Here is a 12,339-nt window from a genome sequence, read left to right as displayed (position 1 = left end):
TCAGGCTCCTTCCTGCGTTTGGTGCTTTTTAGAAAGGTGGTGCTTTTTAGAAAAATGGTGTTTAGAGAACCATTCAGAGGGGCGCGGCTGCTGGTGCAATAGGGCGGTTATAAAACTCAACATCAAAGCCAGCAGTAAAGGCCAGTAATACAGGGCGATGCTGGGACGGAAGCTTTCTTCTTCCTGCCGTACGGGTTCCAGTTCATCGAGTATGTTGTAAATCTGTTCCAGTTCTTCGGTGTTTTTTGCCCGGAAGTAGCGACCGCCAGTGAGTTTTGCCATTTCGGTCAGCGTTTTTTCATCAAGATCAGCCGAAGGGTTAATCCGGCGCGCCCCGAAAGAACTACCAAAGATACCGGGCTGGATCATTTCGTCAGCTCCCATACCGATGGAATAGATTTTAATGCCTTCCTCTGCCGCCAGTCTGGCGGCCTGCAAAGGAGTGATTTCTCCAGCTGTGTTGGCACCATCGGTTAGCAGGATCAGCACCCGGCTCTCCCGGGGGCGATTGCGCAGGTGCTTGACAGCCAGACCCAGTGCATCGCCGATAGCGGTTTTATTGCCTGCCATTCCAATAGAGGACTCGTCCATCAGTGTGCCAACGGTTTTCAGGTCGAACGTCAGCGGTGCCTGTAGATAAGCCTGCGTTCCAAAAAGAATCAGACCTAGCCGGTCGCCCTGTCGCCGTTGGATAAAATCGGTCAGCACATGTTTTGTCACCACCAGTCGGTCAACCGCCTCACCATTGAGCTCCATATCATTGATTTCCATACTGCCGGACAGATCAACGGCCAGCATGACATCCCGGCCACTGCCCTGAAGCTGGACGGGGTCACCCAGCCAGACAGGACGTGCAGCAGCCAGCAAAAGTAGCAGCCAGATGAGAATCGGCAGTATAGATGACCACTGACGTTTTGGTACAGACTGAGCCTGATCATCTCCGGCAATGCTGGTCAGATGGCGATAGAAAGGCACTTGCAGAGCCGTCCCTCCGGACTGGCTTGCGGGTGTCATAAAGCGATATGTCAGATAAGGCAGTGGGATTGCGAGAAAGGCCCACGGCCATTGCAGTTCAAGCATGGTGTTTTTTGATCCAGCTTAAGGTCATGGAATGCAGGGCATTCACTTCCAAAGCATTTTTTTCCAAAAATTGTTCTTTCCGGTAGCGGCTGTCGCCCAGGACAGCGCCAGCGCCCTGAAGAAAGCCTTTGTTACCACTTTTGTCGGCAAGAAACTGTTGCCATTCTTTGCCGTGTAACCGGGCCACCGGCTCATGGGGATAAGCCAGTAATGCCGTTTGTTTCAACAGACGGTTGCAGGCGTTAATAAACCGACGTTCGTCGCCGTGTTGTTGAAACTCTGTCAGTAGCTTCTGGCTGGCTCTTGCTGCCTGTCGACGGTAGCGGCTTTTGCGAATAGCCTTCACGGTAAAGTAAACGACAGCGGTGATCACCAGCACAATCAGCAAACCGCTCAGCCACCAGCCCGGGGCCGGTGGCCACCAGCTGACCGGGTCGGGCAGGTGGTTAGGGCGAAGTTGATCCAGTGGGTTTTGCATCTCCATAATCTGTTAACCTCTCGCTCCCTGCCGGCTTCTGGCCGAGCCGAAATGCTCTAGTAGTTGCGCCGAGGTATCAAGGTCTGTTTGTAGCTGTATAAAGGGTATTTTCAGGCTGGAGAACTGCTCTTTCAGGTTACTGGTGTGCTGCTCATACTGCTGCCGGTAGTTTTGTCTGACCTTGCCCGCCCGGGTTTCGATGGTCTGACGATGGACGCCATTGGTGATGTCGTAACGGCCGGGTCGGGGCAGTTCGGCCTCCATCGGGTCCGATATGTGAACAGCCATCATTTCACAATGTCTGGACAAGCGGGAGAAATGGCGCAGGGCTTCTTCGTTGTGCTGGGCAAAATCACTGATCACAAATATATGGCTACCCGGGTGCGAAACTCTGCGCGCGTGGCGCAGGGCTTTTGCCAGATAACCACCACTGGCAGAGGAAAGTGATGCAGGTATGGATTTTGCCCGCAGAGACTGATTATGTTCACTGGCTTGTTTCAACAGATGCATCAGTGTCTGTTTGGAACGTTTTGGGCGAATTTCGCTGAGCGATTCTTCGTTGAAGACAACACCGCCAATCCGGTCACCATGGTTCAGTGTTGCCCATGCCAGCAGGCTGCATGCCTCGGCTGCGGTGACTGACTTGAAGTTGAGGCGGCTGCCAAAGAACAGACTGTGGCTTTGGTCCAGCAGTATCAGTACCGGCCGCTCGCGTTCTTCCCGAAACACTTTGGTATGAGGCTTGCTGCGTCTGGCGGTTACCCGCCAGTCGATGGAACGGATATCATCACCGTGCTGATAGGCACGAACTTCTTCAAAGTCGACGCCACGGCCTTTAAAGGGCGAAATGCCTGTGCCAGCCAGCAGGCTGCGTGAGCGGTTATGCTTGAACAGTGCCAGGTCTCTGGCCTTGAAGCGCAATCCAACCAGCTCTTTCAGGTCTGAGTAGGCTCCACTCATTATGCGTTAATACTCCTACCCTTCGCTGTACTATTTTTTGCCCGATAATTTTTTGCCCGATTCATGCGACCGGCACCAAATTTAACAATTGATCAATAATCTGGTCAGCATCCTTACCCTCAGCTTCCGCTTCAAAGGTTAAGAGCAGCCGGTGGCGGAATACGTCATGTACCACAGCCTGAACATCGTCCGGGCTGACAAAGTCTCTGCCTGCCAGCCAGGCATGGGCGCGGGCGCAGCGATCCAGGGCAATGGTTCCACGAGGGCTGGCCCCGTAGTCCAGCCAGCCTGCAAGACGCTCTCCGTATAATGAAGGGTGCCGGGAGGCGTTGACCAGTTGCACGATATACTCTTCAACCACGGGTTCCATGTGCATGGCCAGCACGTTCTGTCGGGCTTCCAGAACATTCCCCTTGGTCAGCTGCTGGGAAGGTTTGTCAGGTTGCTGTTGCATGGCTTCACCACGTGCCAGCCTGAGAATCTGCCGTTCTGCTGAAACATCCGGGTATTCCACTTTTACATGCATCAGGAAGCGGTCAAGCTGGGCTTCCGGCAATGGGTAAGTGCCTTCCTGCTCAATGGGGTTCTGGGTGGCCATTACCATAAAGACTCTGGGTAGGGGATAGGTTTTGCGGCCAATACTGACCTGTCTTTCTCCCATGGCTTCCAACAGGGCTGACTGCACTTTGGCGGGTGCCCGGTTGATTTCATCGGCCAGCACCAGGTTGTGGAATATCGGGCCTGGCTGGAAACGAAAACTACCGTCTTCGGGGGTGTAGATATCGGTGCCGGTGACGTCGGCGGGTAGCAGGTCCGGTGTGAACTGGATACGATGGAAGCTGGCTTCAAGTCCTTCTGCCAGGACTTTTATGGCCCGGGTCTTTGCCAGTCCGGGTGCACCTTCAACCAGAAGATGACCATCGGCCAGAAGGGTAATCAGCAGACGGTTGACCAGATGTTCCTGACCAATAATGCAACTACAGAGATACTCTTTCAGTTCATTCAGAACGTTTTGTGCAGACATAAATTGTTCTGTCCCAGTTTATTTGCCATAAAACTTTTTAGCGTCGGAGTGATCAGGGACGTCCCTGCCCGGCACGGGATTTATTTTGCAGAAGATTATTCTGCAATAAATGATTCAGACAGACCAGCGGACGCTTTTAACTGATAGCAAGTGGCTGAGGGGCTTGATCCATCAGGCGAAGCAGGCTGTCTTTTTCTATAGTTCAGTAATATAGGTTCAGTGACCGCAATGGTCTAGTTTATCAGCCGATGATGGCATAACGCTGACAACTCCCTTGCACAAAGCGGATACTCTGACCCTGCTCACTATCAAGATACCGCTTTTGCCCCCGGAGATTCTAGCATGGGTCAGCGAGACAGCCAGGAGCGTAAGGAAACCCTGAATAAAATACTGGATGAGTTAGCTCCCCAGATTCCCGCACAACAATACAACACCCTGAAACCTTTTGTTTACCAGTACTACTCCATGGATACCCGGCAGGATCTGATGGGGCATAAGCGTCGGGATCTGCTCGGCTCAACCTTGTCTTTCTGGAAGTTTTTGCAGTATCACGATCCGGAACAGCCCGAAATAGAAGTTCTGAATCCTGACTACCCCCACCACGGCTGGCACTCCACTCATACGGTCATTCGTATAATCCACCGGGATATGCCGTTTCTGGTCGACTCCTTAAGGATGAAGCTGAATGAGCGTGGTGTGGTGATTCACAATCTCAGGAATACGGTTTTGCAGTCGCGCCGTGATGAACACCATCAGATGGTGTTTGACGATCGTGTTGAAGAGGGTGCTGAAGCCGCTGCCTGTAAGGAAGCCATCATCTATGTAGAAATTGATCGCCAGGAAAAGGATGAAGAGCTGGAAGTTATTCGGGAGCAAATCTACGCCATTATGGCAGATGTTTCCAGGGTCGTTGAGGATTACATTCCTACCTGTGACCGCATCAGGCAGCTGGCAGCCACCCTCACAGGTGACCGGGCAAAGGAAGTTCAGAACTTTCTGGGCTGGCTGCTGGATAACAAGTTCACCTTTCTTGGTTATGAAGAGCTGAAGGTGATTGAGCAGTCAGGTAAAAAACAGATCATCCGCCCTTCCGAATCGTTGCTGGGCTTGCTGAAAATCAATCATCAGGGGAGCATCGGACAGCTCGACCTGGAACCTTTTATTGAGCATGACTTCTTTGAACAGACAGAAGCGCTATCATTCTCCAAGGCCAGCGTTCGTTCAACGGTTCACCGTCCGGCCTACCCTGACTTCATAACTGTGCGGCAGTTTGCCGAAGATGGCTCTGTTGTTGGAGAGGCCAGAATTGTTGGCCTGTATACCTCGCCTGTTTATCGCCAGAGTCCGTTCCGTATTCCTTATATTTCCAGTAAAGTGACCAATATTTTTGCGCAGTCCGGACTGGGGCGTAAAAGCCATCATGGCAAGGAACTTGAGCAGATTCTGGAAGTTTTTCCACGGGACGAACTGTTTCAGACGCCCAGCAACGAACTGTTTCAAACGGTTATGGAGATTTTGCGCATTCAGGAGCGCAAACAGATCAAGCTGTTTATCCGGCAGGACCCCTATGGCCCTTTCTGTTCGGCTCTGGTGTTTGTACCCAGGGAGGTTTACAGCACTGAGTTGCGCAGGCGGATGGAGACAATACTCTGCCATCATTTGCAATCCGTTGATTCGGAGTTTACGACGTATTTTTCTGAATCTGTTCTTGCCCGGGTTCACTTCAATTTCAAGCTGCGTAACCGGGTTGAGTTTAGCCCGAATGCGATTAATGATGAGCTCATTCTGGCTGCCAGCTCCTGGGAGGATGAAGTCAGGGCTACTATCCTGGAGTCCCATGGCGAGGTGAAAGGCAACCAGTTGATCTCTCTCTATGGTAATGGTTTTTCTGCGGCTTACCGGGAGGCGTTTGCACCAGAGGCGGCAGCCGTCGATGTTGAACATTTTCAGTGTATTGATAAAGACAACCCGCTCTCCATGGGTTTCTATCAGTCATTAAATGATGCGCCTGACCGGATTCACTTCAAACTCTATCATTTTGTCGAGCCCCTGCCGCTGGCGGACCAGATTCCGATTATTGAGAACCTTGGTCTGCGGGTGATTGGTGAATATCCGTTCCTGATTCATAAAAGCAATGAAGAGGTGATCTGGATACATGATTTTATGCTGAGTTTTCACAGTAATGTCAGCACTAATATTCAGAAAGTAGATAGCATCTTCAAGGAAGCGTTTGAAAAAATATGGTTTGGCGAGGCAGAAAACGACCGGTTTAACCTGCTGGTCCTCGCAGCGGGTATGGACTGGCGTCAGGTAGCCATGCTGCGGGGTTATGCCCGTTATATTAAACAGATTCGCATGGGTTTCAGCCAGACTTATATTGCCGAAACCCTGTGCAACAATATCGAGATTACCCGGCAGCTGCTGGAACTGTTTGAGGTACGCTTTAACCCTGAGCTGGCGTTGTCCCGAACCCAGCGGCTGGCACGTCAGCAGCAGATACAGCAGTCTATTCTGGAAGCTCTGGATCAGGTAACGGTTCTTAGTGAAGACAAAATTATTCGTCGCTACCAGACTGTTATTTCCGCGACGCTGAGAACCAATTTTTACCAGCTGGATGAAGAAGGTAAGCCTAAGTCGTATATCTCGTTCAAAATTTCTCCCCGTGATATTCCCGATATTCCCAAACCTATGCCGTTGTATGAAATTTTTGTTTATTCACCCAGGGTAGAAGGTGTGCATTTGCGTGGCGGCAAGGTGGCACGCGGCGGGTTACGCTGGTCTGACCGGGTAGAGGACTACCGCACTGAAGTACTGGGACTGGTGAAAGCCCAGCAGGTGAAGAATGCCCTGATTGTACCTGTTGGTGCCAAGGGTGGTTTTGCGCCCAAGCATATGCCCGTGAATCCGACCCGTGAAGAGATGATGGAAGAGGGTGTTACCTGCTATCAGATTTTTATCCGGGCGCTGCTGGATGTCACTGACAACCTGGTAGATAACGAAGTGATTCATCCAGAATCTGTCGTGTATTACGATGACAATGATTATTATCTGGTGGTTGCAGCGGATAAGGGAACGGCCACCTTTTCCGATATCGCCAACAGCATTGCCCAGGAATATAACTTCTGGCTGGAGGACGCATTTGCTTCCGGTGGCAGTGCCGGTTACGACCATAAGAAAATGGGCATTACTGCAAAAGGGGCATGGGTATCCGTGCAGCGTCACTTCCGTGAACGGGGTATCAATGTTCAGCAGGATAATGTCTCTGTTATCGGGATCGGGGATATGGCAGGTGACGTTTTTGGTAATGGCCTACTGTCGTCTGAAACGTTACAGATGGTGGCGGCGTTTAATCACATGCATATCTTTATTGACCCGAATCCTGATCCGGTCCGCAGTTATCAAGAGAGACAAAGGCTGTTTAATCTGCCAAGGTCGAGCTGGCAGGATTATGACAGTAAGCTGATTTCTGAGGGCGGAGGGCTGTTTTCCCGGAATGCCAAGTCCATAGTGGTCTCTCAGCCCATGAAGGACCGGTTTGGGATAAAAGCCAACCGCCTTACCCCGAATGAACTGATCCGATCATTATTGCGTGCGCCGGTTGACCTGATCTGGAATGGTGGTATTGGCACTTATGTTAAAGCCATCAATGAAAGCCATGCTCAGGTAGGCGACAAGGCCAATGATCCGTTGCGTATCAACGGTTGCGAATTGAGGGCGAAAGTCATAGGCGAGGGCGGGAACCTCGGGTTAAGCCAGCTAGGACGCGTTGAGTATGCCTTGCAGGGCGGGGCTCTGAATACGGATTTTATTGACAACTCTGGTGGTGTCGACTGCTCCGACCATGAAGTAAATATCAAGATTTTGCTGAATGATATTGTTTCCAATGGTGATATGACCATGAAACAACGCAACCAGCTGCTTGAATCCATGACGGACGATGTTGCACGACTGGTGTTACTCAATAACTACCGTCAGACCCAGTCCATTACTCAGGCAGAGTCTGAAGCCCGGTACCGGATGGATGAATACAAGCGTTTTATGGATTACCTTGAAAGTGAGGGCAAGCTGGACCGAAGCATTGAATACCTGCCAGACAACGAGGCGCTGGCAGAGCGCAGTGGAGCCGGGCAGGGGCTGACCCGACCCGAGCTGTCACTGCTGATCTCCTACAGCAAGGCTGAACTGAAAGAAGGCCTGATAGCATCCGATGTCATCAATGAAGATTACCTGTCCAAAGAGCTGTACACCACTTTCCCGCCAATGCTGGTTGAACAGTTTTCTGAGCAAATTAACCACCATCGGCTGCGCCGGGAAATCATTGCTACCCAGATTGCCAACCACATGATCGACATGATGGGTATCACTTATGTCCATCGTGTACGTCAGACAACCGGAGCCAATGCGCCGGAAATTGCCAGAGCATTTCTGGTCAGCCGCGATGTCTTTGGTATTCAGGACTACTGGCAACTGATTGAATCCCTGGATTATCAACTGTCCAGCAGTCTGCAACAGCAGTTGATGGGCTCCATGATCAAACTGGTGCGCCGGGCCAGCCGCTGGTTTATCCGCCTGAAGCGTCAGGATCTGGTGGCCGCAGAAACCGTTGAGCAGTACGGGCCACTGATTCAGGAGTTTATTGAATCCTTCGGTGACTATTTGAGTGACACCGAACGGGAAAACCTCAATGCCAGAGTTGAGCAGATGGCGGGCAACCAGATTCCTGAGAATGTTGCCAAGCTGGTGTGTGGACAACGTTATCTGCTGAGCTCCCTGCCCATTATTCAGGCTGCCGACCAGACCGGCAAACCCATTGAAAACGTTGCCAGAATGTTTTTTGCCATTGGCGAGCGACTCGACCTGAACTGGTACAGTCAGGAGCTGGGAAGTCTGGAAGTCACCAACCACTGGCAGTCGCTGGCCCGGGATAGTATTCGCGATGAACTGACCTGGCAGCAACGGGCATTGACGGTCGCGTTATTGAGCGGGTCTTCGGATACAGACGATGGTCTGGCTCAGCAACTGGATGCCTGGATGATGAATCATAATGCCCTTGTGGTCCGCTGGCAAAGTATGCTGGCAGAGATTCGCAATGCCTCCGTATCAGAAATGGCTATGTTCACCGTGGCGAACCGTGAATTGATGGATCTGGCCCAGGCAACGATTCACTCCGCCCAACCCCATTAGGTTTATATTCAGCGGGGTGAGCTGGCAAGTTTGATTGAATAAACTATGATCCCTGCATCAAGGATGTCTGTCGGACTTAATACTGCCCTGCAGTCCTCGTTATGGACGATTAAGCCTGAATGCTTCACGGTAGGCATTTAAGACAATAACTTATTTCATTAACGGAATTTCTTATGCAGAAACTTATTGGTATTTGCCTTTGTTTTATCAGCCTGTCTTTTTTTTCTTGTATCAAAGCCTCAGCTTCCGATTATCACTTATTTTTCGATGAAGAAAATACACACTTGGATTCAGGCATTATATCTCTTATCAGGGTGGAGCCTGGCGGACAAAGGCTATTTAAATCAATCGATTTAAACTATTTCGGTTACGAAGGACTGGTAAATGCAGGGATAGAAAACATGTATATTCTCCGTAGGGATTCCAGGCTCAGCATTTTAATTATCCCTCGCAGTGAACACAGATATAAAACTGTCGCCTGGGAAATGTTTCACGAGCAGCTCGACCTGACTTTGAGGCAAGTTGAAATACTGCGTTATCATCAGGACAGCCAGGAACAAGACTATATAGATCTAAGAGATCCTGAGATGAACAATAGCGACAGGTTTACAGCCAGGATTGTGCATAATTACCGTGATCCCGAGGACAGGGGCTACCCACGCAGACAAGGACGCTGGCAATATCCTGACTGGCAACAAGAATTGCCCTGTTCAGGTCCATGCCAGCCAATCCGTAGATTTTCTTACTGACAGAACGACCGGCCTTTCCGGAAGAAGGGGAAACGGCCAACACCTTTCCTGTGCACTCTCTTACTATCGCCACTCTTCCCTGCTATGGTGCGACTTTTTACCCGTAGTCTGTTGATTTGTATCGGTGTATTAACGAATATACTCCCGACCGCCCGGGGTTTTTGGGAGTTTTCCCCGCTACGAAGTCAAAAAGATAAAAACTGCACCTGAATAATGTTTGAAAATAAAAGGATGTCGAGTTGCTTGAACTTGTGAAACTGGGATGTGCAAGAGACGACCGAAGCCTCTTCCGTAATCTCTCGGTTAAGCTGTCCCCCGGGGAACTGCTACAGATTGAAGGAGCCAACGGTTCAGGCAAGACAACGCTGCTGAGGGTTCTGGCCGGACTGTCCGGTGATTATCAGGGAAACATATTCTGGAAGGGTAAAAAACTGTCCAGTGTCTACGCTGACTTTCGTCTGTCTACGTTTTACTTTGGTCATAAACCGGCTGTAAAGGCAGAGCTGACACCGGTGGAAAACATTGTATGGCGTGCCAGCCTGCGAAACGAACAGTATTCACAGCAACAGGTGTTGGCAGCACTGCAACAGGTCAGCCTGAATGGCTATGAAGACACCCCTTGCGGGCAGCTCTCCGCTGGTCAGCATCGGCGGGTTGCGCTGGCTGACCTCTTTGCCAGTCAGTCATCGCTCTGGATTCTGGACGAGCCTTTTACCGCCATTGATTTTCATGGGGTAGCCTGGCTGGAGACACAGCTGGCCAGACATGTTGCCAGTGGTGGCATGGTCATTATTACCAGTCATCAGAGTTTATCGGAATTGTCGGGGAGTCATCGCACACTCAGGCTGGATGACTATTCCTTTGCTGATGCCATTGAAGAGGCTATTGAAGGTGTCGGAGATGATCAGGATGAGGAGGTGTTCCTGTGAATTCTTCCAGAGAGACCCGACAGGCCCCTTTGCTGGGGCGACAGGCATTTATGGGGCTTATCCGCCGTGACCTGGTTCTGGCTTTCCGCACACCCGGTCAAACCCTGAATCCGGTGGCGTTTTATCTGATGGTGGCCAGCCTGTTTCCCATGGGCATATCCCCGCAGGAGGAACTGTTGTCTCAGCTGGCTGGTGGTGTGGTCTGGATAGGTGCGCTACTGGCCGTGCTATTGTCTCTGGACTCCCTGTTTAAGGGGGATCAGGAAGACGGTTCACTGGATCAACTGTTATTGTCGCCTCATCCCCTGCCGTTGCTGGTACTGGCTAAAGTGACAGCACACTGGCTAACGGCAGGTGTGGCTCTTATTCTGATGGCTCCCCTGCTGGGGCTGATGCTGCATTTGCCTGCTCAGGCCTTTCCTGCACTCATGTTGAGCCTGCTGCTGGGCACACCTTTGATGAGCCTTGCCGGAGGCATTGGGGCAGCACTGACGGTCAGGGTTCAGAGAGGCGGCGTACTGTTAACCCTGTTGTCACTGCCGCTCTATATCCCGGTTCTGATTTTTGGCACCGGAGCCATACGGAATGCCGTGGTCGGAATGCCTTACACCGGTCATCTGCTCTGGATGGCGGCGCTGCTGGTTTTAGGGTTGTGCCTGGCTCCACTGGCTATGGCCGGGGCGTTACGGGTAGTGGCTGATGGCTGAACGGCAGGAACTGTTATGGTGATGAGCCAACCCGTGTTCCCTAGGTCTTACCCGAACTCTGCAAGGGTAACTTTACTTTGTTCCAGAGGGAGTTGGCTGTATTCATGATTTTCATTACCACTGTTCGTAAGCTAACTTTGCGCTGGTAGCAATTCCTGTAGAGGCTGGTATGAGCGGCCTACAGAAATATTAAACCAACGTCTTGCAATTGGGTGATCATGGAAATTTACATCAAAGATGAAATTTTCATAGTTTGATGAACGTTCATGCATACTGTAGACCTTGATTCCCAGCAGTAAGCCCGCTGCAAGGCTGCTTATATTTAGTGGTAATGAACTTCATGATTGCACAGGAGGCCACTAAACACAGGTTATAAGTTAACTCATCATAAAGAAATTTACTTAAAGTATCTTGTTCAGTTAAAGGTGCGCCAATTTTGATAATACTGGCTTTGAAGAAAGGATTTTTCGGGCGTTCACAAGTATTCTTCTTCCAGAGAACCTTACCAAACAATTTTTTTCCCTTATCATGCGAGTACATGTCATTTGGGGCCTTAAAGAATGAATTAATCCTATCGTTAACTCTACCGATGAGAGCGTCATCCTGGCCTTCGAAACGAATGTGCTTATTATCACACCCGGGATCAGGGACTTCTGAATCTCTTACGAGAGCCTTTCCATCAAGCTTCGTTAATACATACAGGATTTCATCCATACCCCAGAGCTGAGTGTAATGGGTGGGACGGAGCAGTTTGAGTTCTATGCCAGACAGGCTATTAACAGACTCGAGATTAATATGGGCTTGTGCAGGAACTTTTAATTCTCCAAGGGGTGTAAAGACTCTCATTATTCCGCCGTAATAGTCTGTTGCAATGATGATATATCCCGCTTTGGTCTGTGCTGGTACTGGAGTTATTAGAAGATCTTCGCCTTCTAACCCTACCTTTTGTAAGAACTTAAGGGCATTTGCAGTGGTATCTATAGCATTTTTCTGGATTGTCTCAGCTTTTGAATCTGTAATAGCTGCGTTTTCAGGCCTTAGCTCTGATTCAGACGCAAATATGGCAGATACCTGCAATCCAAGCACCATTAATACCAGAATTCTTATGCTTTTCATTGAATTCCTCGCAGACTGTTGTGAATAAGAATGATAGTTAGCTTTCTAATTGTCTGAACAGGTAATTTGATGGGATAAGAGTAGATAAAATTTCCTACTATTCAATGCGGAG

At 50.2% G+C, this 12,339-nt stretch carries 9 protein-coding genes; 4 read left to right on the top strand and 5 right to left on the bottom strand.

The genetic code is table 11. The annotated features are described in order from the left end of the window. The 4 genes from NX720_RS01980 to NX720_RS01965 form a co-directional block, all read right to left on the bottom strand. Positions 1 to 1,080, bottom strand: coding sequence for a vWA domain-containing protein (locus NX720_RS01980; RefSeq protein ID WP_262599047.1), 1,080 nt, complete (start codon positions 1,078 to 1,080; stop codon positions 1 to 3). Continuing rightward, on the bottom strand, positions 1,073 to 1,564 hold the full coding sequence (locus tag NX720_RS01975) for a DUF4381 domain-containing protein (protein WP_262599046.1): 492 nt from the start codon (positions 1,562 to 1,564) through the stop codon (positions 1,073 to 1,075). Before NX720_RS01975 ends, NX720_RS01980 begins: the two co-directional genes overlap by 8 nt. A gap of 6 nt (positions 1,565 to 1,570) precedes the next feature. Beyond that, positions 1,571 to 2,518, bottom strand: a complete 948-nt coding sequence (locus NX720_RS01970) for a DUF58 domain-containing protein (protein ID WP_262599045.1) — start codon at positions 2,516 to 2,518, stop codon at positions 1,571 to 1,573. 61 nt (positions 2,519 to 2,579) lie between these two features. After that, positions 2,580 to 3,542, bottom strand: coding sequence for an AAA family ATPase (locus NX720_RS01965; protein WP_262599043.1), 963 nt, complete (start codon positions 3,540 to 3,542; stop codon positions 2,580 to 2,582). Between the two features lie 342 nt (positions 3,543 to 3,884). Between NX720_RS01965 and NX720_RS01960 the strand changes: the two genes are divergently transcribed. The 4 genes from NX720_RS01960 to ccmB all read left to right on the top strand — a co-directional run bounded on the left by NX720_RS01960 (position 3,885) and on the right by ccmB (position 11,111). Next, positions 3,885 to 8,726, top strand: a complete 4,842-nt coding sequence (locus NX720_RS01960; protein WP_262599041.1) for an NAD-glutamate dehydrogenase — start codon at positions 3,885 to 3,887, stop codon at positions 8,724 to 8,726. Positions 8,727 to 8,899: 173 nt separating this feature from the next. After that, the gene (locus tag NX720_RS01955) at positions 8,900 to 9,475 is read left to right on the top strand and encodes a hypothetical protein (protein ID WP_262599040.1); all 576 of its coding nucleotides are present in this window, start codon (positions 8,900 to 8,902) and stop codon (positions 9,473 to 9,475) included. Positions 9,476 to 9,714: 239 nt separating this feature from the next. After that, on the top strand, positions 9,715 to 10,404 hold the full coding sequence (gene ccmA / locus NX720_RS01950) for a cytochrome c biogenesis heme-transporting ATPase CcmA (protein WP_262599039.1): 690 nt from the start codon (positions 9,715 to 9,717) through the stop codon (positions 10,402 to 10,404). Next, complete coding sequence (gene ccmB / locus NX720_RS01945) at positions 10,401 to 11,111, top strand: heme exporter protein CcmB (RefSeq protein WP_449757778.1); 711 nt, start codon at positions 10,401 to 10,403, stop codon at positions 11,109 to 11,111. Before ccmA ends, ccmB begins: the two co-directional genes overlap by 4 nt. 264 nt (positions 11,112 to 11,375) lie before the next feature. Here the strand turns inward: ccmB and NX720_RS01940 are convergent, their stop codons facing one another. Further along, positions 11,376 to 12,227, bottom strand: a complete 852-nt coding sequence (locus NX720_RS01940; protein ID WP_262599037.1) for a hypothetical protein — start codon at positions 12,225 to 12,227, stop codon at positions 11,376 to 11,378. Positions 12,228 to 12,339 lie beyond the last annotated feature (112 nt).

The organism is Endozoicomonas euniceicola (assembly GCF_025562755.1).
Lineage (GTDB): Bacteria > Pseudomonadota > Gammaproteobacteria > Pseudomonadales > Endozoicomonadaceae > Endozoicomonas_A > Endozoicomonas_A euniceicola.
The sequence above is the reverse complement of the archived record's forward strand: the minus strand, read 5'-3'. Positions and strand labels throughout refer to the sequence as shown.